Raw genomic sequence first — 21,031 nt, 5'->3', positions numbered from 1 at the left:
GCTCACCGCATGCCCTGGGACAAGCCATACAGCAACAACAGCAAATCCTGATCAGGACGCATCGCCTCGAACTGCGGGCGCCCACCAGGCGGCACCGGACAATAGCTGCGGCTTTCGCTGCTCTGCACCAGCGTCGCTCCGGGCTCATTCCAGGCCGCCACGCACAGCGTGGTCACTCCCAGAGCGCCAACCAGAAACAATCCTCGAGCTATTTCCAGCTTCATGGCGTAAGCCCTTGATTAAGCGAGTAGTTAACTGACCGTAGTTCAGTTGTTTAATTCCTGTGCAATTTTGGACGAACGGTATGTACGGCCTGTGACGTCACTGTTCAGCAGGCATAAAAAAACCCCGCACGAGGCGGGGTTCTTTTTGTAGCTAAGGGCCGTTCGGCTTACATCATGCCGCCCATGCCACCCATACCGCCCATGCCACCCATGTCCGGCATGCCGCCGGCGGCCTTGTCTTCAGCCACTTCAGCGATCATCGCTTCGGTGGTGATCATCAGGCTGCCGATGGACGCTGCAGCTTGCAGAGCCGAACGGGTCACCTTGGCCGGGTCGAGAATACCCATCTCGATCATGTCGCCGTAGGTGTCGGAAGCAGCGTTGAAGCCGTAGTTGCCTTCACCCTGCTTGACCTTGTCGACCACTACGCTTGGCTCGCCGCCGGCGTTGGAGACGATCTGGCGCAGCGGTGCTTCGACAGCGCGACGCAGCAGTGCGATACCAACGTTCTGGTCTTCGTTCTCGCCCTTCAGCTCGGAGATGGCCTGCAGAGCGCGCACCAGGGCAACGCCACCGCCAGGAACCACGCCTTCTTCGACGGCAGCACGGGTCGCGTGCAGGGCGTCTTCAACGCGGGCCTTCTTCTCTTTCATCTCGACTTCGGTACCGGCACCGACCTTGATCACGGCAACACCGCCGGCCAGCTTGGCCAGACGCTCTTGCAGCTTCTCTTTGTCGTAGTCGGAGGTGGTGTCTTCGACCTGCTTGCGGATCTGCGCAACGCGGGCTTCGATATCGGCCTGCTGACCAGCACCGTCGATGATGGTGGTGTTTTCCTTGTTCAGCACGACGCGCTTGGCGTTACCCAGGTGCTCCAGGGTAGCGGTTTCCAGGCTCAGGCCGACTTCTTCGGAAATCACGGTACCGCCAGTCAGGATGGCGATGTCCTGCAGCATGGCCTTGCGGCGATCGCCAAAGCCCGGGGCCTTGACTGCAGCAACCTTGACGATGCCGCGCATGTTGTTGACCACCAGAGTCGCCAGGGCTTCGCCTTCGACGTCTTCGGCAACGATCAGCAGCGGGCGACCGGCCTTGGCAACAGCTTCCAGCACCGGCAGCAGTTCGCGGATGTTGGAGATCTTCTTGTCGACCAGCAGCAGCAGCGGGCTGTCCAGCTCGGCGACCATGGTGTCCGGCTTGTTGATGAAGTACGGCGACAGGTAGCCGCGATCGAACTGCATGCCTTCTACGACGGACAGCTCGTTCTCCAGACCCGAACCTTCCTCGACGGTGATGACGCCTTCCTTGCCTACACGCTCCATGGCTTCGGCGATGATGTCACCGATGGAGGAGTCGGAGTTGGCGGAGATGGTGCCAACCTGAGCGATGGCCTTGGAGTCGGTGCACGGCTTGGCCAGGTTCTTCAGCTCGGCGACGATGGCGATGGTGGCCTTGTCGATGCCGCGCTTCAGGTCCATCGGGTTCATGCCGGCAGCGACAGCCTTCAGGCCTTCATTGACGATAGCCTGGGCCAGAACGGTAGCGGTGGTGGTGCCGTCACCGGCCTCGTCGTTGGCCTTGGACGCTACGTCCTTGACCAGCTGGGCGCCCATGTTCTCGAAGCGGTCCTTCAGCTCGATTTCCTTGGCGACGGAAACGCCGTCCTTGGTGATGGTCGGAGCACCGAAGCTCTTCTCCAGCACGACGTTGCGGCCTTTCGGGCCGAGGGTCGCTTTAACGGCATCAGCCAGGACGTTCACACCGACCAGCATCTTCTTGCGTGCGGAGTCGCCGAATTTGACTTCTTTAGCAGCCATGTTGATTGATCCTCAATTCTTGAATTATTTACGGAGATTCGCGGGGCGATCAGGCTTCGACGACAGCGAGAATTTCGTTCTCGCTCATCACCAGCAGGTCTTCGCCGTCAACCTTGACGGTGTTGCTACCCGAATAAGGGCCGAACACCACCTTGTCGCCGACCTTCACGGCCAGGGCGCGTACTTCGCCGTTGTCCAGCACGCGGCCGGTACCCACAGCAACGACTTCGCCACGGTTCGGCTTCTCGGCAGCGGAGCCCGGCAGGACGATGCCGCCTGCGGTCTTGGTTTCTTCTTCGCTGCGACGAATCACGACGCGGTCATGCAGAGGACGAAGCTTCATTGTCGATCTCTCCTAGTAGAGTTGTTCCATGCCGATGACCTTCATCGGCGGGTTGGGCAAATCCGGCTGTGCCGGTTGCGGCCCGCGATGCGAGCCGCAGAAGACGGACTGTCGAACACGACAGCGACCTTGCGGTGTCCGCTACATGCGGGCGTTCAAGTGCATTTCAAGGGGCGCAGATGAAATTTTCATGGCCACAAACGAAACCGGCATGCCTGATGGCATGCCGGATTGTCGGCTGAGCAGCCTAGCGGTCGCGGTCATTGCGCTCCCACTCGCCTTCGATCACGTTCGGCCGCTGCGGGTTGGAGCGCGCCTGCAGATCGTCGGCAAAAGCACGCTGGCGGCGCACCTGCGCCTCGATCCGCCGATTGATCTGGCGGAACAGGAAGTTGCGTGTCGGTGGGAAAAGCACAACCAGCGCCAGCACATCGCTGATGAAACCGGGTAGGAACAGCAAGCCACCGCCAATGGCCATCATCAGCCCCTGCAGCATCTCGCGCTCGGGCAGTTCACCGCGCGCCAGACGTTCGCGGGCGCGCCAGGCGGTGGCGAAACCCGCCAGGCGCAGCAGCAGAATGCCGGCGATGCCACTGAGCACCAGCAGCAGGATGGTCGCCAGCGCGCCAATGGAGCCGCCGACCTTGATCAGCACATACAGCTCGGCCAGCGGAAACAACAGAAACAGTACAAAGAAGATTCGCATCGATGGTCCTTGACGGAAGATCAGCTTCCAGTCCTCTGTAGATGGCGGCAGGAGGGGTCTAATTCAACCCGGGTGACAATTGGCCTGTAACCGGATTATGCGCGACACGGCTGAAGCGAAACTGAATCCCCTCAACCTCGCGCCATGGCAGCCAGCGCCTGGCGCACCGCCATTGGCGTTTCGCATGGCTCCGGAAACGCCAGCCAATGCAGTGCCTGGCCGATACGCAGATGGAAGCCCTCGCTATCGATCCCGACCATTTGCGCTGGCGCGCTCTGCGGCAGCCCCGCCTGTTCGACATAGCGGGCGATGGCAGCGGCGTGGTCATCGTTCATGTGCTCGACCATGCCCTGCTCCACCTCGCCGCTTTCGATCGCGAAGGGATTGGCCAGCGCGACGTGGTCCAGCCAGTGAATGGCGCCGAAGCCGCCGATGTAGCGCCAGCGCACCGGCTCCAGCACCCAGAAATCGAAGTCATGCACACGATGGTAGTCGCGCGACTCGGGAAAGTAGCGGTAGTAGCGCTGTGCCGCCGACTCGATTGCAGCGGGCTCGGCGAGCTGACGGGCTTCGGCAAGCAGCGTGAGTCGACCGGCCGCCTGCACATCCTCGGCGGCGCGTTCGCCGACCAGCAGCGAGCACCGCCCATCGGCCTTCAGATTGCGCGTGTGCTGGGCGATGCGGCTGATCAGGATCAGCGGCCAGCCATTGGCGTCCAGACAGTAAGGCACTACCGAGCCGAACGGAAAGCCGGGCATGGCCTGGGAATGGGTGGAGAGCACGCCGCGGTATTCCTTGAGCAGGAGTTGTCGGGCATGCTTGCTGGCTTCGGCGCTCACCTGAGGCTCCTCGAGACGGGTCCGGATCGACGGGCGCTCAGCATAACGGTTTCCCCGGCGGGCGTCGTTCCCGCAGCAGAACGACCACATGGAGATAGGCATGCAGCTTCAAGACAAAGTCATCATCATCACCGGCGGCGGCCAGGGCCTCGGCCGCGCCATGGGCGAGTACCTGGCGAGCAAGGGCGCGCGGCTGGCACTGGTGGACCTGAATCAGGAGCGTCTGGATGAGGCAGTCGCGGCCTGCAAGGCCGCTGGCGGTGACGCCCGCGCCTACCTGTGCAACGTCGCCAATGAAGAGCAGGTCAGCGATATGGTTGCGCGCGTGGCCGAGGACTTCGGCGACCTGCATGGCCTGGTGAACAATGCCGGCATCCTGCGCGACGGTCTGCTGCTCAAGGTCAAGGACGGCGAGATCAGCAAGATGAGCCTGGCGCAGTGGCAGGCGGTGATCGACGTCAACCTGACCGGGGTGTTCCTCTGCACCCGCGAAGTCGCGGCGAAGATGGTCGAACTGAAGAGCGAGGGCGCGATCATCAACATCTCCTCGATCTCCCGCGCCGGCAACATGGGTCAGACCAACTACTCCGCCGCCAAGGCCGGCGTGGCCTCGGCCACCGTGGTCTGGGCCAAGGAGCTGGCGCGTTACGGCATCCGCGTTGCGGGCGTGGCGCCGGGCTTCATCGAGACGGAGATGGTTGCCAGCATGAAACCCGAAGCGCTGGAAAAGATGACCTCCGGCATCCCGCTCAGGCGCATGGGCAAGCCGGCCGAGATCGCCCACTCGGTGGCCTACATCTTCGAGAATGACTATTACACCGGACGCATTCTCGAACTCGACGGCGGCCTGCGCCTCTGAGCGTGTCGTCAGCGCCAAAAAGAAAAGGCAGCCATCTGGCTGCCTTTCTTTTATATGCGCAACGGACGGAATTCGCTTACCAGCCCACACCGAACCCGATGCTGTAGCGGGTCTCGTCGAGGTCGTTGTCGGCACCGCTGATGATGTCCTTCTCTGCCTTCATGTTCAGCGACGCCCAGTCGGTGACCTTGTAACGCAGGCCAACCTCGGCATCCAGGGCATAGTCGGCGACATTTTCCAGCGGCTTGCCGAGCTCACCGGTGCTGAACAGCTCGAAGGTCTTGCCCACCAGATAGCGGTTGTAGTCCCACTTCATCGCCGCCAGATAGAAGTTTTCCTTGTCGCCGTCGGCAAACTCGTAGTCGCTACGGTTGATCAGCCCGGCCAGCGAGAAGGCGCCAAGCTCGTTGTCCCAGAACTGATAACCCGGACCGGTACCGATAGTGCGCTGACGACGAACATCTTCGATCTGGTCGCGCTTGTAGCTCAGGCGCCCCTGCCAGAACCAGTGCTCGTCGAGGAAGCGGTCCAGCGCGTATTCGGCATCCCAGTTGTCGGTGACGGTGACGCCGTCGCGGTACTCACGGTTGTAGTTACCGGTGCCGTTGTGGCGCCAGAGCCCATGCCGCGCCTTGGTGTCGAAGGAGACATCATAGTCATCGGTATCGGTTTCGGCACGCTTGTAATCCATTGCCACATCCACGTTGCCGCTCCAGGTGAAATCCTGGATCAACGGCTTGGGATGGATGATCTGCGTGATGCTTGCCAATTCCACCGTGCGCGGCGCGGCACCGTTGGCGATGACGACCTTGCCCTCGTCGGCTGCCTGCAACGACTGAGCGACCTCGCCGGTCACGTCGTTCTGCTTGATCAGCAGCTTCTGGTCGCTTTCCAGCGTGGCAATCTTGCTCCACTTCAGCGGAATCGAGCCGCCGTATTCGGTTTCGATTAGCAGCTTGCCGCCGTCGAGCACACTGATCTTGCCAGTCAGGCGATCACCATTCTTCAACCACACGGTGTCGGCGAACGAAGGCAGGGCAATGGCGGAAAGGGTCACGCAAAGCAGGGTTCTGGAGAACATATATGTGCTGAAAATCTGGTCGAAGGCGGTTGAAAGGCTGGCATTATCCCTATGCGTTTAGCTACAGCAAGCAAAGACCGCCGAATGGAGCGCTAGTTCAGCGCGCAGTATGTCTGCCTGCACCGGAGCACCTGTCATGACCGACCTTCCACCGCTGCTGCCACCCGCTGCCGACGCCGATGCACGGCGTGCCGCCGTTTATCTGGTGATGTCGCAGATACCCCCCGGCAAGGTGGTGAGCTACGGCGAACTGGCCGCCATGGCCGGACTCGGTCGCGCAGCCCGTTGGGTTGGCCGGTTGATGTCTCAGCTGCCCGATGGCACCAGCCTGCCCTGGCACCGGGTGATCGCCTCCGGCGGACGCCTCAGCCTGCCGGCCGGCACGGTGGCCGGTCACGAGCAGCGCATGCGCCTGCGGGCCGAAGGGCTGACCATCATCAACGACCGGGTGGACATGCGTCGGCACGGCTGGCATTCGACGGAGCACAGCGGTTAGAGTGCGCGCTTCGTCCAAACTGCACAGATTCTCGATGTATGTCCCGTGAAACCTGGCGCGATGCGCTAGCCGCCTACGCCAGCCCCGCTACGCTGGCCCTGCTGTTGCTGGGTTTCGCTGCGGGTCTTCCCGCCGTTCTGGTGTTCTCCACGCTGTCGGTCTGGCTGCGTGAAGCGGGCGTCTCACGGGAAACCATCGGTTTTGCCAGTTGGATCAGCCTGGCGTATGCATTCAAATGGGTCTGGTCGCCGATGCTCGACCAGTGGCGACTGCCCTGGATCGGCGCGCTCGGGCGTAGACGCTCGTGGCTCGTGCTGTCGCAGGCGCTGATCGCCATTGGCTTGGTTGGCATGGCCCTGTGCAATCCGCAATACAACCTCACGATGCTCATCGCGCTGGCGGTGGTCGTGGCGTTTTCATCGGCTACCCAGGACATCGCCATCGATGCCTATCGCCTGGAGATCGCCGAGGACAAGTTGCAGGCGACCCTCGCTGCCAGTTACATGACTGGCTATCGCATCGCCATGCTGCTCGCCAGTGCCGGTGCGCTCTTCCTTGCCGAATGGCTGGGCTCGAGCAGCCTCGATTACAACCAGGCAGCCTGGACCACGACCTATCTCGCCTTCGCCCTGCTGATCCTTCCCGGGTTGATCACCAGCCTGGTGATCCGCGAGCCGGACGCCGCCGCGCCGCTGCCCAACGAGCCCTCGCGCTACAGTTTCAATCACCAGCTCGCTGCAGTCGGCCTGCTGCTGGTGCTGCTGATCTCGATACCGGCGATGATCAACGCGCTGATCGCCCAGGCCTGGCCACGAGCGACGCTGTATGCGCTGTTCATTCTCGGCAGCATTTCGCCGATGGGCCGGGCGCTGTTCGTACCGGTACGCCATATCTTCAGCCAAGCCAAGCAACGCCAGCGCCCGGCGCGCTTCGACTTCGCCCACCAGGCGGTGTCAGTGATCGTGCTGATCATCCTGATGGTCTCCACCACCGGCATGTTCCAGTCCTACTGGGGCGGCTACTGGCCACGCGGCACCATGTACCTGCTGATCTGCTGGGGCTGCCTGTCGGCACCCGGGCGCATCCTGATGGGGCCGGTGCTGACGCCGATCACCGACTTCATCCTGCGTTACCGCTGGCAGGCGCTGCTGCTGTTGGGGCTGATCGCCACCTACCGAATGTCGGACACGGTGATGGGCGTGATGGCCAACGTGTTCTACATCGATCAGGGTTTTTCCAAGGACGAGATCGCCAGCGTCAGCAAGCTGTTCGGTCTGGTGATGACGCTGCTCGGCGCGGCCTTCGGCGGCTTGCTTATCGTGCGTTTCAGCATCCTGCCGATCCTGTTCATCGGCGGAGTCGCCTCGGCAGCGACCAACCTGATGTTCATGCTGCTGGTCGAGATGGGCGCGAATCTGAACATGTTGATCGTCACCATCTCCTGCGACAACTTCAGCGGCGGCCTCGCCTCCACCGCCTTCGTCGCCTATCTGTCCAGCCTGACCAACCTGAAGTTCTCGGCCACCCAATACGCCCTGCTGAGTTCGCTCATGCTGTTGCTGCCCCGTCTGCTGGGTGGCTACTCCGGGGTCATGGTGGAACACCTCGGCTACAGCGACTTCTTCCTGGTCACCGCGTTGCTTGGTGTGCCGACGCTGATTCTGATCGTCTGGCAGTGGCGCAGAACCCGCCAGCAGCCGGACGACACGCCGCACGAAACAGCCTCCGAACATTCCTGAGGCGACAAGCAGAAACGACGAAGCCGGCAAATGCCGGCTTCGCTTCGTTCAGGCAAGACCTCAGCTCTGAACCAGGTGCACCACGCGCTGCGGAAACGGAATGCCGATCCCCGCCTCGTCGAAACGCTCCTTCACCAGTTCGGTGAAACCGAAGGTCACCGGCCAGAAATCACCGGTCGCGACCCAGACCCGCAACGACAGATTGACCGAGCTGTCCCCCAGCCCAGTGACGAATACCACCGGCTCGGGGTCGCGCAACACGCGCTCGTCCTGCGCGATGTCCAGCAGTATCTGCCGCGCCAGCTTGATGTCTGCGCCGTAATCGATGCCGACGTTGATATCGGCACGACGCCGCGGTTCGCGGGAGTAGTTGGTGATATGACCGTTGGACAGACTGCCGTTGGGCACCACGATGGTCTTGTTGTCGGCAGACTTGAGCACCGTATGGAATATCTGGATGGAATGCACGGTGCCCGCTACGCCCTGGGCTTCGATCCACTCGCCGACCCGAATCGGACGGAACAGCAGAATCAGCACGCCGCCAGCGAAGTTCGCCAGGCTGCCCTGCAACGCCAGACCGATGGCCAGGCCGGCGGCACCGATCACGGCGATGAACGAGGTGGTCTCCACGCCGATCATCGAGGCCACGCTGACCAGCAGCAGCACCTTGAGCACGATGCTGGCGAGGCTGCCGATGAAACCGTGCAGGGTCGGATCCACATGACGACGCTGCAGCAGGCTGGCGACCTTCCCGGTCAGGGTGTTGATCAACCACCAGCCGAACAGCAGGGTCAATATCGCCAGGGTCACCTGGGCACCGTATTGCAGCACCACAGGCAGCCAAGATTCGGAAAGATCGACCAGGTAGTCGACACTCAGGTCCATGGATTACTCCTTGTGAGGATCGGTGCCCGCAGCGCGAGCACCGACGGAAAGCGGGGGAATGCACGCGCCGAGGCGCGGAGGGAGGATCAGTCGCGGAAGTTGTTGAACTGCAGCGGCATGCCGAATTCGTGGCCACGCAGCAGGGCGATGGCTTCCTGCAGGTCGTCGCGCTTCTTGCCGGTGACGCGTACCTGCTCACCCTGGATGGCGGCCTGCACCTTGAGCTTGGCATCCTTGATGTAGGCGACGATCTTCTTCGCCAGCTCCTTGTCGATGCCCTCGCGCAGCACCACTTCCTGCTTGGTGCTCTTGCCGGAAGCGTAGGCGTCCTTGATCTCCAGGCACTGGATATCGATCTTGCGTTTGACCAGGCTCAACTTGAGGATCTCGAGCATCTGCTCCAATTGGAACTCGGCGTCCGCCGTCAGCTGCACGGTCAGATCCTTATGCTCGAAGCTGCCTTTGCCGCGCAGATCGTAACGACGATCCAGTTCCTTGATCGCGTTATCGACCGCGTTGGTGACTTCGTGCTTGTCCAGTTCGGACACCACGTCGAACGAGGGCATGGGGATTCCTCCACTGTATAGCGCGACCGGCCGCATGAGCCGAGCGCGTATGTCTTGACGGTTAAGAAAGCGCGGTCATTATAACGATTCGACGTGTCAGCGCCCGCCCTACGGCAAGGAGTGACAGGACGTCCCCCTTCAATAGATTGAGCTTGCCATGCCCAACCCTCTCCTGAGCATTCTCGTCGTCGATGACGCCAAATTCTCCAGCGTCATGATCGGTCGCGCGCTGAGCAAGGCCGGCTACCAGGATATCCGCTTCGCCAGCAGCGCCGCCGACGCACTGGTGCAGCATTCGCAACGCCCCGCGCATGTCCTGCTGGCGGACTGGCTGATGCCGGAAATGGACGGCCTCGAGCTGACCGGCCAGATTCGCCAGCGCGACGCCCAGAGCGGGCACTACAGCTACATCATCCTGCTCACCGGCCGTGACAGCGAGAACGCCCTGGGGCAGGCGTTCGACCACGGCGTTGACGATTTCATCAGCAAGTCGGCGATGAACGAGCAGCTGTTGCCGCGCATCTTCGCCGCCGACCGTCTATGCGGCTCGCTGCAACGGCTCAAGCAGGAGAATCACCAGCTCGCAGAGAATGTCGCGAGCCTCGAAGGGCAGAGCCTGCAGGACCCGCAGACCCATCTCGGCAACGCCCGCTACATGCACCAGCGCCTGGCGGCCAGCCTGCGCCAGATGGAGAACCGCGGCACGGCGCTGTACTACCTGCAGATCGGCCTGCCCGACGCCGATGCGCTGCGCGAGCGCTATGGCGATGCGGTCTACGCGGAAATCCTCAGCGCCATCGGCACACGCCTGCAGCAGCTCGTCCGCCCGCTGGATGTCGTGTGCCGAATCAATGAAAGCCAGTTCGGCCTGCTGGCCCTGGTCAACGATCTCAAGGGGTGCTCGCCAAGCAGCTTCAAGCGCCTGCATGAAGGCCTGAACCTCAGGGCGCTGAAGACCAGCGAGGGTTTCGTATCCATCAAGGCGGGAATCAGTCTGATCAGCCTCGACACCGATGCGCTGCCGATCGCGCCTGAAACCATCATCGAGCGCGCGGCCGCCCTGCTGCCGAGCGCCTACAGCACCGGCCGCATCGTGCCGTTGCGCCTGAAGCAGTCGGCCTGAGGGTGAGCTGGCACGTCCTCGGCGCAGGCGCACTTGGCAGCCTCTGGGCGGCCCGCCTGGCTGGAGCGGACGCAACAGTACGGATAATCCTGCGCTCTGCCCAGCGCCTCGCCGATTACCAGCGCGCCGGAGGACTCACGCTGACTGCCGAAGATCTATCTCGGCTCTACGCCATCCCGGCAGAACTGCCTGATGCGAGCGAACCAATCCAGCGCCTGCTGGTTGCATGCAAGGCCTACGACGCCGAAGCCGCGGTCGCTCAGGTGGCGTCCCGCCTCTCCTCTGGCTGCGAAATACTCCTGTTGCAGAACGGCCTCGGCAGCCAGCAGGCCATCGCCGAACGCTGGCCGCAGGCGCGTTGCATCTTCGTGTCGAGTACCGAAGGGGCCTATCGACAAGACGATTTCCATGTCGTGTTCGCCGGCCGTGGGCAGAACTGGCTGGGCGATTCGAACGGCGGCAGTGCACCGGCCTGGCTGGACGAACTGAACAGAGCGGGCATCCCGCAAACCTGGTCCAGGGACATCCTGGCGCGGCTCTGGCGCAAGCTGGCACTGAACTGTGCGATCAATCCGCTGACGGTGCTCCACGATTGCCGTAATGGCGAGCTGCTGCAGCATCGCGAGCAGCTCTCCGGGCTTTGCCAAGAACTCGTCGATCTGCTCGAAGCCAGCGGTCAGCCAGCCGCGGCCAGCGATCTGCAAGGCGAGGTACTGCGGGTGATCGACGCCACCGCGGCCAACTATTCATCGATGTATCAGGACGTTCGACTGGGCCGGCGCACCGAGATCGCCTACCTGCTCGGCCATGCCTGCCGCAGCGCCGACTCGCTGGGGCTCGCGCTACCCCGGCTGCACGAGCTGCACCGCCACCTGCGTGAACACCTGAGCCAGCGCGGATTGCCCACGGACTGAGCCGCGGCTACCCTGCAGAAACTCTCTGCTATGCCGTGTCCCGCCAATGATCCTGCGTCAGCGCCTCGAAAACCTTCCGGTCGGTCGCAAACTGCTGCTGGCCCTGCTCGTCCTGCTTGCCGCCGTTCTGCTGGTTTCCAACCTGACGTTCATCAGCGCGGCCTACTGGATTTCACGGCAGAGCGTTGCGCCGCAGGCCATGCACACCCTCGGCGAGCTGTTCGCTACCGAAGAACTGAGCGCGCGGGCGCTGTCTTCGCCAGAAGCCGCCAGCAAGCTGCTCAAACGCCTGGACGGCTATGCGCCGCTGCGAGCCGCGATGATCTACGACCGCGACGGCAACAGCCTCGCGCAACTCCAGCAAGGCGACCGATTGCGTCTGCCCGAACAGCTCAGCGATGTCGAGCATTGGCGTGCCAGCGAGATTCGCGCCAACCTGCTGGTCAGGCTGCCGCAAGCCGATGGTAGTGCCGGGCATCTGCTGATGGTCGCCAGCAGCGAGCTGCCCGGCGCCTTCTACACCGGTACGCTGACCGCCAGCCTGGCCATTCTCGTCGCCAGCCTGCTGCTCTGGGTGTTGGTCGCCCGGCAGATCCGTCAACTCATCACCCGCCCGATTCGCGAACTCGAAGCATTGTCACGCCAGGTCACCCGCGAGGAGGACTATTCCCTGCGCGCCAAGCCCGGCAACCAGGACGAGATCGGCCGGTTGGCCGATGCCTTCAACACCATGCTGTCGCGCATGGAGGCCCGCGAGCAGCAGCTCAAGCGCGCCCGTGACGATGCCCAGGAGGCATTCGATCATGCCCAGGGCCTGGCCGAGGAAACCCGCCACTCCAACCGCAAGCTAGAGCTGGAAGTGCAGGTGCGCAGCAAGATCGAGCAGAAGCTGACCGGCTTTCAGAAGTACCTCAACAGCATCATCGATTCGATGCCCTCGGCGCTGATCGCACTCGACGAACAGCTCTACGTTACTCAATGGAACCACGAAGCCAGCGCCCTCTCCGGAACGCCGCTGGATGACGCCCTCAACCAGCCGGTGTTCGTCGCTTTCGAGCCGCTCAAGCCGTTTCTCGCGCAGATCCGGCGCACTTCGGAACAGCACGTGGTGGCGAAGATCGAGCGGGTCACCTGGATGCGCAACGACGAGCCGCACCACTATGCGCTGACCTGCTACCCGCTGACCGGCGCAGGTGGCCGCGGTGTGGTGATCCGCATCGACGACATCACCCAGCGCATCAACATGGAAGAAATGATGGTGCAGTCGGAGAAAATGCTCTCGGTGGGCAGCCTCGCGGCCGGCATGGCCCACGAGATCAACAATCCTCTCGGCGCCATCCTGCACAACGCACAGAACATCCGCCGCCGGATCTCGCCCGAGCTCGAGCGCAATCGCGAGGCCGCAGAGGAAACCGGCGTGCGCCTGGAAGCGGTCAACCAGTACCTACAGCGCCGCGAAGTGCCGCAGCTGCTCGATGGTATCCAGCAGGCCGGCTCGCGAGCGGCGAAGATCGTCAGCCACATGCTCAGCTTCAGCCGCATGAGCAACCGTCAGCTGGCGGACTGCCAGTTGCCCGTTCTGATCGATCAGGCACTGGAGATCGCCGGCAACGACTTCGCACTGATCGACGGTTTCGATTTCAAGGCCATCGATATTGTCCGTGACTTCGACCCGCGGATAGACCGCGTACCGTGCATCGGCAACGAGCTGGAGCAGGTCTTGCTCAACCTGCTGAAGAACGCCGCTCAGGCCATTCATACCCATCAGAGCGACGAGCCGGGACAGATCATCCTGCGCACGCGCCTGAATCCGCCGTGGGCGGAAATCCACGTCGAGGACAACGGTGGTGGCATCCCGGAGAATGTGCGCAAGCGCATCTTCGAGCCATTCTTCACCACCAAGGAAGTCGGCCAGGGAACCGGGCTGGGTCTTTCCGTCTCGTATTTCATCATCACCAACAACCATCAGGGGCAGATGGAGGAGCAGTGCCACGCAGGCCACGGCACCACATTCACCCTGCGGTTGCCACTGAACTCGCCTGGCGAGCAGATGGCGACCTGAACCAAGGAACCGATACATGGGCAATCGACTGTCGAAAATCTACACCCGCACCGGCGATAGCGGCGAAACCGGCCTCGGCGACGGCCGTCGGGTTGCCAAGGACCATCCTCGCGTGGAGGCCATGGGCGAGGTCGACACCCTCAACAGTCAGCTCGGCCTGCTGCTGGCCGAACTGGCCGATGCGCAGGTGCAATGGCCAGCGCTCGACGAGCTGATCAGCGTTTTCGCGCCTTGCCAGCACCGCTTGTTCGACCTCGGCGGCGAGCTGGCGATGCCCGACTACCAGGCGCTGCAGGACAACGAAATCGAGCGGCTGGAACAGGCCATCGATCGCTGGAACCAGGAGCTCGGGCCGCTGAAGGAATTCATCCTGCCAGGCGGTTCCCGGCTGATCGCCCTCGCCCACCTGTGCCGCAGCATGACGCGCACTGCCGAGCGTCGTTGTCAGCAGCTCAATGCCAGCGAAACGGTACGCCCGGTGCTGCTGGCCTATCTGAACCGGCTCTCCGATGCGCTGTTCGTCGCCGCCCGCCTGATCGCTCGGCGCCAGGGTTGTGGTGAAATACTCTGGCAGCCAGCCGCTGCTTCACCTGCCGCGGATGACTGAGCCGGTCGTGGCGCGACAGGCCCGCCGTCGCGACCAGCTGCACGCCGTCTGGGAAGTTTTCATCGTCCTGTTGGTGTGCATCAACCTGTCGCTGATTCTGTTCGACAGCCTGTTCGCCCTGCAGCCTGTCAGCGCAGTGCTGGCGGACCTCGCGCCAGAGCTGCACGCGCGTTACCAGCAGAGTGTCCACGCCAACTTCCAGTACATCGACCTGGGCTTCGTCGCGATCTTCGTCCTCGACGTGCTGCTCGGCTGGACCGTGGCACTGTTCGAGCGCCGCTATGCACGCTGGTACTACTACCCGTTCGCGCACTGGTATGACGTGCTCGGCTGCATTCCCCTGGCCGGGCTGCGCTGGTTGCGCGTACTGCGTGTCGGCGCGCTACTGATCCGCCTGCAGCGCCTGGGGCTGATCGACATGCGCGGCTGGGCCATCTACGGCCTTTTCAGCCGTTATTACTACCTGCTGATCGAGGAGCTTTCCGACCGGGTGATGGTGCGCCTGTTCGGCCGCCTGCAGCAGGAGATCGGCGCCAGCGACGACCTTTCGCGCCGGCTGCTGCAGGAAGTGGTGCGGCCGCGCAAACAGCGCTTGCTCAACGACATCTCGCGGCGCCTGCAGGACATGCTGGAGACCGGCTACCGCGACAATCGCGGCGCCATCGAAGGTTATGTCAGCCAACTGATTCACCAGGCGCTGCAGAACAATCCCGAGATGCACAATCTGCGGCGCCTGCCACTGGGCAACCGCCTGGCCAGCACGCTCGACGATGCACTCAGCGACATCGCCGCGCGGCTGCTGCAGGGCGCCGTGGAAGGCATGCGTGGCCCGCAGTTCCAGGCACTGGCCGGCAATCTCGCCGACGAGTTCTTCGATGCCTGGGTCTACCAGGACGAAAATACCGACCTGGCGCTGGAAGAACTGCTGGTCGACGTCATCGAAGTGCTCAAGCAGCAGGTGCTCGACCGCCGCTGGAGTCGTTTCGTCGGCCCCACGCCGCCACCGACACATCCCGAGTGAGCGGACTGACGCAGTGCTCTCCGCTGCGTGCCCCAAGGGCCGTTGGAGGCGAGTGCTGACCTGCTACTCGTCGACCGCCTTGAAGCCCTCAGGAGATTTTTCGTCGAGACGCGCGCCGATGATCATCTCGGTCGCCCAGTTCACCAGAATCGAGGTGTAGGCCTCCTGGCAGCGCTCGTTGCTCAGCGCATGGTCGGCACCGTCGATGATGCGATGGGTGAGGGAGTGGGTGCCGTGGAAGGCGGCACGATAGCTCATGATGGTTTCGTGCGGGACGAAGGTATCGTGCTCGGATTCGACGATCAGCACGTCGCCGCGAAACGCCGCGCAGGCGGCCAACGCGCGGTTCTCGTCCGGTAGCACGCGCCGGCTGCGCAGCTGGTTGAGGACGTCGCGATCGAGCTGCCGCTTGGGCACCTGCCACTCCTCGTCGCGGTACAGCGCCGGCACGCGCAGGGCCAGCCACTTCACCGGACGCAGCGCGGTGAGAATCGCTGCGAGGTAGCCGCCATAGCTGGTGCCGACCACTGCAATCGCGGAGGGGTCGATATGCGGGTGCTGGGCCAGCAGATCGTAAGCGGCGAGCAAATCATTGAGGTTCTGCTCCCGCGTCACGGTTTCCTGTTGCGCGCGGGTCTGCGCATGGCCGCGCAGATCGAACGACAGGCAGACGCAACCAAGCCCGGCGATACCGCGCGCGCGGTTCAGGTCACGCTGCTGGCTGCCGCCCCAACCGTGCACGAACAGCACGCCTGGCATCTTCTCCGGCGGTGAGAGGAAGGTCCCGGCGATATGCTCATCACCTACCAGGATGTTCACCATCTCGCTATGCGTCGCCATAGTCCTCCACCGTTACACACTTGGTGATGAAACCCACATCGGCGTCCTCGTCCCGATACAGAACTTGCGCACCGGCCGGCACGCTCTGCTCGCGCCCATAGAACTCCAGCGAAGACGCCTTCACCGCGCGCGCCGAAGTGCCTTGCCTGAAGACTTCCAGGGCAGCCACTTCAGCGCTGCTGGCACCGCCGATACGCCAGGATTGCTCGAGCACGCCGGAACGTGACCGGCCCCGGCCATCGACGCCCTGAGCGATGTCGTAGTTGCGTCGCGAGGCGAAGAAATGCCGATAACAGGCCGAGGCTGCCTCGTCGTAGACCTGCGCCTGACGCACGGCCAGACGTGTCGTCTCCGGCAGATCAAGGGCCATCAGCGCCTCGAAGTCGCCATCGACGACCACTAGATCCGAGCCGCCATACACCTCGTTGCCCGCGTTGTCCCGAGTCAGGCGCTGCGTACCGTAGTAACTGGCCAGACGGCCCCCGACACGTACCTGGCCGACACTGAAGGTGATGACGCGATCCAGATGCGCCTCTAGGACCAGGCCGTACTGGGCCAGCTCCTTTTCATCGAGCGCAAACAAGGCCTCATCGAGGGTATCGGCATCATCGACGCGCTGCTGCCCGCGGCCACCCGTGGCGCGTACCGGCTTGATCCGCACCGGACCTTCGTGCAAAAGGCGCCGCCCGGCGTCACGCGCATCCTCGATGCTGAAGGCGCTGTAGCCGGCCAGCACGCTGCCCTTGACCTGGGTACTGAAGTCCCGCGACCAGCCGACCGGCGCCACGGCGTCCGGACGCACCAGCGGGTGGGTGATCGCTTTGGTTTCGACAAAGGCCTGCGGCACGACACCACCAAACAGGTCACCCTCCTCGTTCAGCCCCAGCTCCTGGGCTTCGCGGAGGCCGACGACGGTGCCCGACGGTATCAGGTAGGGATGGGCGTCATAGCGACGCGTTGGATCGTACTCACCGCCGTAACTCGTCCCCAGCAAGGTCGCCAGGCGTTCGGCCAAGGCCGCGTGGACGACCTTCTCGTGCTGCGGCTCGCGTGGTCGGTTGGCATAGGTCAGCACGACCCGGCGTGAGCTCTGCAGCGTTTGCGCATTCATCATCGTTGTGGACAGCTCCATGGACTGCTCGGCATGTACGTCCTGAGACCCGGCGCGCCGGCAGGCGTTCGCTTCTGCCTGAGCGTCCCGCCGAGCGCCAGAAACGAAAAAGGGGAGCAACCTCGCGGCTGCTCCCCTTCTTTTTGCGCTTCGATTCAGGCCGGCGCGGACGACCGGATCAGGTGATCGAAGGCGCTCAGCGAGGCCTTGGCGCCTTCACCGACGGCGATCTCAGACCTGGGCAAGGAAGCTCAGTGAAACGCCGAAAGGCAACTTGAAGTGGCTTCCAGCCACTTCGACAGCAGGCACATCCGACCGGCCGGCTGCCGCTGAACCTACTTTTTCAACAGAATCGACCAGAAACGGACGGATTCTCCTCTGATAGTTCGATCACTCCGGCTTGAGAGGTGCCTACGATGCCAGGGGCGATTTAAAGTGCGGCGACCAAATTCTCGGGATTCATCGTTTGCAAGACAAATAGCGAAATAACCATATATTTCAAAAGATTACAATTACATGAATCATTATTCACGCTAGTCAATGAGGCTTAATAGCCCACAATAGCATTTAGCCACTTTGGTCCCTTGTGCCCGTCCACGTCGGCTGCTATTTTTTGTTGCGATATGAAATTTATTTTAAACCATAAGCCCTCGGAAAAATCGGCTTTTGGTACATAGTAACGATAAAAAAACAAAGGATTTTGAACTGTATGGAAATTGATCACGATCCAATTAGGCACTTAAAATACCTCCGCCAGTCGCTCTCCCAAGACAATGAGTCAATTGGTTTTTTTCTGTCAGCTGGATGTCCACTCTCTGTACCCATGCCAGAGGGTGGCTGGCCGCTAATTCCTGACGTAGCTAATTTAACCGAACATATAAATCTGCAGCTGAGTGATGATGCAAAATTTCAATTGCTATTAGGCGAACTGGTAAAGGCAGGTAGGAACCCTAATAATATTGAAGATACGCTAAGTTTTTTGCGTAGCCTGTTGGCAGTGTCAAAGGGTGGAAGCGTTAGAGGTTTGAGTGAGCAGGATCTCTTGCAACTCGAAATTAAAATATGCAAAACAATTGTCACCAAAATAAATGTATTACTACCAAACCAAAACACGCCATACCATCATCTTTGTAAGTGGATAAGGTCAATCGACAGAAAAACTCCGATTGAAATATTCACAACAAATTATGATTTACTCATGGAGCAAGCGCTTGAAGATCTCGAGGTTGAATATTTTGATGGATTTGTAGGGGCGAGAAGATCATTCTTTGACTTAAGAGCGCTGGAAGAAAACTTGATCCCAGTGCACTGGACGCGACTATGGAAAATTCATGGCTCCATTAATTGGTACAAAGAAACTTTGGCTGAACAAAAAAGAGTTTATCGCTCATCTGAAGTAAAAGAAGACGCCTCCCACTTAATTTATCCATCGCATCTGAAGTATGAAGAAAGTCGAAAAATGCCATACCTCGCACTTATCGACCAATTAAACAGATTCATCAGAAAGAAGTCATCGCTTCTGATAATGTCCGGGTATTCTTTCAATGATGGCCATTTAAACGACACAATAGTGAATGCATTAAAATCCAATCCAACAGCAATGGTCCTTGGGCTAATGCATAACAGCTTTAATATTGATCTGACTGGTGGAACCTCGACAGAAAGATACCCTGAAGCGTATAAGCTTTCTCGAAATCAGCACAATCTAAATGTTTGGACATTTGATAGAGCAATCATTGGCACAAATGAGGGGGAATGGTGCCCGCGTTATGATGGTGATGACACGGATACTAATATTCGTGCTTTCTTAACAACTGTGAGGCCTGAAGATCCGGCAATAAAAACGCAGCACCTCGTAAAGCTCGGTGATTTTGCGCAATTTACGAACTTTCTAAGGCGAATTATTGGGTCGCCTGGGGTTCAATGATGGCCAGCAAAGAAACATACTTGGGCGATGTTCAAGATGTGAATGGAACGACAGTAAGCATTTCGCTATCCAAACACTCTCTCACTGGATTTATTTATATTGACGGTCAAGGTTACAGGGTCGGACAAATTGGGAGTTTCATCAGAATACCTATTGGCTTCTCAGATCTATTTGGAATTATCAGCCAGGTTGGTGCAAGCGCAGCCCCTGAGAATAAAATCAATAGCGAAGAGCAAAATAATCGCTGGATGAAAGTGCAACTGGTTGGCGAGGGGGAACGAAATGGCTCATTTCAACGCGGCCTGTCTCAGTACCCAACAATCGGCGATCAGGTTCACATTGTTTCTGAGAAAGAGTTGAAGACGATATATGGGCAACCAGATCGCCCCTACTTTGTTAAATTGGGACATATTTCTAACGCCGAATCGATACCTGCGCTTGTTGATATAAATAAGCTAGTCACTCGCCACTCCGCAATAGTGGGCACTACTGGGTCAGGGAAGTCCACAACAGTAGCAAGCATAATGAACGCACTTTCTGATCCCGAGAAATATGAATCATCCAGAATAATAATGCTTGACCTTCACGGAGAATATGGCTCTACCTTGAGAGAAAAAGCAGATATATTCAAAATCAACTCATTTAAGTCATCGAAGCTTTCAGAGCGCGAACTACAGATTCCTTTTTGGGCGCTAAATTTCGATGAACTTTGCGAAATAAGTTTCGGCGAGTTTAATACCGAAAAAGAAAAAAATGTAGTAATGGAGAGGGTTCACCAGCTTAAGGTAAATTCTCTGGCAAAATATCCGAAGGATGGAGCTTCAGTTGACACGGTAAGTGTTGACTCTCCAATTCCATTTAGCATCCATCATTTGTGGTATGACTTATTCGTTGAGACGTTCGCCACCTATTACAAGGGGCGCCCCGGAAAACCGATAGACAATTTGGCATATGAGCTAGACGCAGCCGGTAACGAACTGAAGGGTGATCCTTCCGCTGGAATACCTCCAATTTTTAAGAATGTGGTTACCGAGGCAAACGAAGAAAAAATACACTATTTGCCCGGCGCTTTAAATATTGGCAAAAACATCCTTCTACTTGGAACCAAATTACGCATACCCCGCTATGACTTCATCTTCAAACCTGGAGAGTGGAGTCCGGGGGAGGACGGTAAAATTTCAGCTGATCTGGATGGTTTGCTAGAAAGTTGGATTGGCGGTAAGACAACTACCATCTTGGATCTATCAGGCGTTCCCGCAGATATTTTGCAAACCACAATTGGAGCTGTGCTTAGGATACTTTATGAGGCTCTATTTTGGGCCAGAAATTTATCTCAGGGCGGCAGACATAGGCCACTTCTCATTGTGATGGAGGAGGCGCACATTTATTTGAATGACAACTTCAAAGGAATGGCCTCTAAAATAGTTCAGCGGATCGTTAAGGAAGGGAGGAAATATGGCATCGGTGCCATGATAGTTAGCCAGCGGCCATCGGAAATCGCCCCCACAATCCTCTCTCAGTGCGGTACATTTTTCGCCCTCCGGCTCACAAACTCTACGGATCGTGCACACATAACATCCGCTCTTTCTGATAACTTGGATGGCTTAACTGGCATGCTACCTATTCTACGAACTGGCGAAGCGATCATCTTGGGAGAGGCAGTTAAACTTCCGATGAGAACATTTATTCAACCGCCGCCCAAAAACCGACGTCCTGATAGTCAGGATCCAATTGTTTACGATGAGCTACCTGCAGATGAATCATTTGCTCCAGGCGGTTGGGGGCTCAAGATGGAGAGTGACCCAAACTATAAGGAGCTTGTAGAAACTTGGCGTGCTCAAAACCCCACGATTAATAAAGTTAAACCTTGA

General features: G+C 59.8%; 20 protein-coding genes and 1 pseudogene. 10 read left to right on the top strand and 11 right to left on the bottom strand.

What is annotated here, in order from left to right:
- Window positions 1–2: 2 nt before the first annotated feature.
- The 5 genes from CW305_RS01895 to CW305_RS01870 form a co-directional block, all read right to left on the bottom strand.
- Window positions 3–224: a hypothetical protein gene (locus CW305_RS01895; protein WP_036998941.1), complete on the bottom strand. Its 222-nt coding sequence runs from the start codon at window positions 222–224 to the stop codon at window positions 3–5.
- A 167-nt stretch (window positions 225–391) separates the two neighbouring features.
- Window positions 392–2,041: a chaperonin GroEL gene (gene groL, locus CW305_RS01890; protein ID WP_003299861.1), complete on the bottom strand. Its 1,650-nt coding sequence runs from the start codon at window positions 2,039–2,041 to the stop codon at window positions 392–394.
- 49 nt (window positions 2,042–2,090) lie between these two features.
- Window positions 2,091–2,384, bottom strand: a complete 294-nt coding sequence (locus CW305_RS01885) for a co-chaperone GroES (protein WP_003294630.1) — start codon at window positions 2,382–2,384, stop codon at window positions 2,091–2,093.
- Between the two features lie 247 nt (window positions 2,385–2,631).
- Window positions 2,632–3,090: an FxsA family protein gene (locus CW305_RS01875; protein WP_014819374.1), complete on the bottom strand. Its 459-nt coding sequence runs from the start codon at window positions 3,088–3,090 to the stop codon at window positions 2,632–2,634.
- A 131-nt stretch (window positions 3,091–3,221) separates the two neighbouring features.
- Complete coding sequence (locus CW305_RS01870) at window positions 3,222–3,929, bottom strand: HugZ family pyridoxamine 5'-phosphate oxidase (protein ID WP_104096961.1); 708 nt, start codon at window positions 3,927–3,929, stop codon at window positions 3,222–3,224.
- A 100-nt stretch (window positions 3,930–4,029) separates the two neighbouring features.
- Between CW305_RS01870 and CW305_RS01865 the strand changes: the two genes are divergently transcribed.
- Window positions 4,030–4,788 carry an SDR family oxidoreductase gene (locus CW305_RS01865; protein ID WP_104096960.1) on the top strand — a complete coding sequence of 253 codons (759 nt, stop codon included), beginning with the start codon at window positions 4,030–4,032 and terminating at the stop codon, window positions 4,786–4,788.
- Window positions 4,789–4,864: 76 nt separating this feature from the next.
- Here the strand turns inward: CW305_RS01865 and CW305_RS01860 are convergent, their stop codons facing one another.
- Entirely contained in the window at window positions 4,865–5,869 is a 1,005-nt protein-coding gene (locus tag CW305_RS01860; protein WP_104096959.1) for a DUF481 domain-containing protein, read from the bottom strand.
- A gap of 136 nt (window positions 5,870–6,005) precedes the next feature.
- Here CW305_RS01860 and CW305_RS01855 point away from each other — a divergent pair, with 136 nt between their 5' ends.
- Both CW305_RS01855 and CW305_RS01850 read left to right on the top strand, forming a co-directional pair.
- Window positions 6,006–6,365 carry an MGMT family protein gene (locus tag CW305_RS01855; protein WP_104096958.1) on the top strand — a complete coding sequence of 120 codons (360 nt, stop codon included), beginning with the start codon at window positions 6,006–6,008 and terminating at the stop codon, window positions 6,363–6,365.
- A 38-nt stretch (window positions 6,366–6,403) separates the two neighbouring features.
- The gene (locus CW305_RS01850; protein WP_014819369.1) at window positions 6,404–8,104 is read left to right on the top strand and encodes an AmpG family muropeptide MFS transporter; all 1,701 of its coding nucleotides are present in this window, start codon (window positions 6,404–6,406) and stop codon (window positions 8,102–8,104) included.
- Window positions 8,105–8,164: 60 nt separating this feature from the next.
- Here the strand turns inward: CW305_RS01850 and CW305_RS01845 are convergent, their stop codons facing one another.
- Together CW305_RS01845 and CW305_RS01840 are read right to left on the bottom strand one after the other, a co-directional pair.
- The gene (locus CW305_RS01845; protein WP_104096957.1) at window positions 8,165–8,989 is read right to left on the bottom strand and encodes a mechanosensitive ion channel family protein; all 825 of its coding nucleotides are present in this window, start codon (window positions 8,987–8,989) and stop codon (window positions 8,165–8,167) included.
- Between the two features lie 86 nt (window positions 8,990–9,075).
- On the bottom strand, window positions 9,076–9,555 hold the full coding sequence (locus CW305_RS01840; RefSeq protein WP_003299849.1) for a YajQ family cyclic di-GMP-binding protein: 480 nt from the start codon (window positions 9,553–9,555) through the stop codon (window positions 9,076–9,078).
- 157 nt (window positions 9,556–9,712) lie between these two features.
- On the opposite strand from CW305_RS01840, the gene CW305_RS01835 reads away from it, so the two are divergent.
- Genes CW305_RS01835 through CW305_RS01815 form a run of 5 tightly spaced genes read left to right on the top strand, consistent with a single transcriptional unit; the run spans window position 9,713 to window position 15,282 of the window.
- Window positions 9,713–10,678, top strand: a complete 966-nt coding sequence (locus tag CW305_RS01835; protein ID WP_014819368.1) for a response regulator — start codon at window positions 9,713–9,715, stop codon at window positions 10,676–10,678.
- A 2-nt stretch (window positions 10,679–10,680) separates the two neighbouring features.
- Window positions 10,681–11,592, top strand: a complete 912-nt coding sequence (locus CW305_RS01830) for a putative 2-dehydropantoate 2-reductase (RefSeq protein WP_104096956.1) — start codon at window positions 10,681–10,683, stop codon at window positions 11,590–11,592.
- A gap of 46 nt (window positions 11,593–11,638) precedes the next feature.
- Window positions 11,639–13,654: a sensor histidine kinase gene (locus CW305_RS01825; protein WP_104096955.1), complete on the top strand. Its 2,016-nt coding sequence runs from the start codon at window positions 11,639–11,641 to the stop codon at window positions 13,652–13,654.
- Window positions 13,655–13,670: 16 nt separating this feature from the next.
- Window positions 13,671–14,261, top strand: a complete 591-nt coding sequence (locus CW305_RS01820) for a cob(I)yrinic acid a,c-diamide adenosyltransferase (RefSeq protein WP_003299844.1) — start codon at window positions 13,671–13,673, stop codon at window positions 14,259–14,261.
- Complete coding sequence (locus CW305_RS01815) at window positions 14,254–15,282, top strand: ion transporter (protein ID WP_181063842.1); 1,029 nt, start codon at window positions 14,254–14,256, stop codon at window positions 15,280–15,282. The genes CW305_RS01820 and CW305_RS01815 overlap by 8 nt, the downstream gene beginning before the upstream one ends.
- A gap of 63 nt (window positions 15,283–15,345) precedes the next feature.
- Here CW305_RS01815 and CW305_RS01810 read toward each other — a convergent pair whose 3' ends face one another.
- From CW305_RS01810 to CW305_RS23635, 3 genes and pseudogenes are all read right to left on the bottom strand, one after another.
- The gene (locus CW305_RS01810) at window positions 15,346–16,122 is read right to left on the bottom strand and encodes an alpha/beta hydrolase family protein (RefSeq protein ID WP_046621066.1); all 777 of its coding nucleotides are present in this window, start codon (window positions 16,120–16,122) and stop codon (window positions 15,346–15,348) included.
- Complete coding sequence (locus CW305_RS01805; RefSeq protein WP_104096954.1) at window positions 16,109–17,236, bottom strand: DUF3182 family protein; 1,128 nt, start codon at window positions 17,234–17,236, stop codon at window positions 16,109–16,111. Before CW305_RS01805 ends, CW305_RS01810 begins: the two co-directional genes overlap by 14 nt.
- 152 nt (window positions 17,237–17,388) lie before the next feature.
- Window positions 17,389–17,463, bottom strand: a pseudogene (locus CW305_RS23635) (hypothetical protein); the annotation flags it as partial.
- Window positions 17,464–17,942: 479 nt separating this feature from the next.
- Between CW305_RS23635 and CW305_RS01800 the strand changes: the two are divergent.
- Both CW305_RS01800 and CW305_RS01795 read left to right on the top strand, forming a co-directional pair.
- Window positions 17,943–19,160 (top strand): SIR2 family protein, encoded by a 1,218-nt coding sequence (locus tag CW305_RS01800; RefSeq protein ID WP_104096953.1) that lies wholly within the window; start codon window positions 17,943–17,945, stop codon window positions 19,158–19,160.
- Window positions 19,160–21,031, top strand: coding sequence for an ATP-binding protein (locus CW305_RS01795; RefSeq protein ID WP_104097405.1), 1,872 nt, complete (start codon window positions 19,160–19,162; stop codon window positions 21,029–21,031). Before CW305_RS01800 ends, CW305_RS01795 begins: the two co-directional genes overlap by 1 nt.

The organism is Stutzerimonas kunmingensis, assembly GCF_002929225.1.
GTDB lineage: Bacteria > Pseudomonadota > Gammaproteobacteria > Pseudomonadales > Pseudomonadaceae > Stutzerimonas.
This window is presented reverse-complemented; position numbering and strand designations above follow the sequence as displayed.

What these genes read in the sequence shown, in the direction of transcription:
- CW305_RS01825 (WP_104096955.1), top strand. Translation starts at nt 11,639, where the DNA reads ATGATCCTGCGTCAGCGCCTCGAAAACCTTCCGGTCGGTCGCAAACTG.
- CW305_RS01800 (WP_104096953.1), top strand. Translation starts at nt 17,943, where the DNA reads ATGGAAATTGATCACGATCCAATTAGGCACTTAAAATACCTCCGCCAG.
- CW305_RS01865 (WP_104096960.1), top strand. Translation starts at nt 4,030, where the DNA reads ATGCAGCTTCAAGACAAAGTCATCATCATCACCGGCGGCGGCCAGGGC.
- CW305_RS01885 (WP_003294630.1), bottom strand. Translation starts at nt 2,384, where the DNA reads ATGAAGCTTCGTCCTCTGCATGACCGCGTCGTGATTCGTCGCAGCGAA.
- CW305_RS01820 (WP_003299844.1), top strand. Translation starts at nt 13,671, where the DNA reads ATGGGCAATCGACTGTCGAAAATCTACACCCGCACCGGCGATAGCGGC.
- CW305_RS01810 (WP_046621066.1), bottom strand. Translation starts at nt 16,122, where the DNA reads ATGGCGACGCATAGCGAGATGGTGAACATCCTGGTAGGTGATGAGCAT.
- CW305_RS01895 (WP_036998941.1), bottom strand. Translation starts at nt 224, where the DNA reads ATGAAGCTGGAAATAGCTCGAGGATTGTTTCTGGTTGGCGCTCTGGGA.
- CW305_RS01845 (WP_104096957.1), bottom strand. Translation starts at nt 8,989, where the DNA reads ATGGACCTGAGTGTCGACTACCTGGTCGATCTTTCCGAATCTTGGCTG.
- CW305_RS01855 (WP_104096958.1), top strand. Translation starts at nt 6,006, where the DNA reads ATGACCGACCTTCCACCGCTGCTGCCACCCGCTGCCGACGCCGATGCA.
- CW305_RS01835 (WP_014819368.1), top strand. Translation starts at nt 9,713, where the DNA reads ATGCCCAACCCTCTCCTGAGCATTCTCGTCGTCGATGACGCCAAATTC.
- CW305_RS01850 (WP_014819369.1), top strand. Translation starts at nt 6,404, where the DNA reads ATGTCCCGTGAAACCTGGCGCGATGCGCTAGCCGCCTACGCCAGCCCC.
- CW305_RS01875 (WP_014819374.1), bottom strand. Translation starts at nt 3,090, where the DNA reads ATGCGAATCTTCTTTGTACTGTTTCTGTTGTTTCCGCTGGCCGAGCTG.
- CW305_RS01860 (WP_104096959.1), bottom strand. Translation starts at nt 5,869, where the DNA reads ATGTTCTCCAGAACCCTGCTTTGCGTGACCCTTTCCGCCATTGCCCTG.
- CW305_RS01840 (WP_003299849.1), bottom strand. Translation starts at nt 9,555, where the DNA reads ATGCCCTCGTTCGACGTGGTGTCCGAACTGGACAAGCACGAAGTCACC.
- CW305_RS01795 (WP_104097405.1), top strand. Translation starts at nt 19,160, where the DNA reads ATGGCCAGCAAAGAAACATACTTGGGCGATGTTCAAGATGTGAATGGA.
- CW305_RS01815 (WP_181063842.1), top strand. Translation starts at nt 14,254, where the DNA reads ATGACTGAGCCGGTCGTGGCGCGACAGGCCCGCCGTCGCGACCAGCTG.
- CW305_RS01805 (WP_104096954.1), bottom strand. Translation starts at nt 17,236, where the DNA reads ATGATGAATGCGCAAACGCTGCAGAGCTCACGCCGGGTCGTGCTGACC.
- groL (WP_003299861.1), bottom strand. Translation starts at nt 2,041, where the DNA reads ATGGCTGCTAAAGAAGTCAAATTCGGCGACTCCGCACGCAAGAAGATG.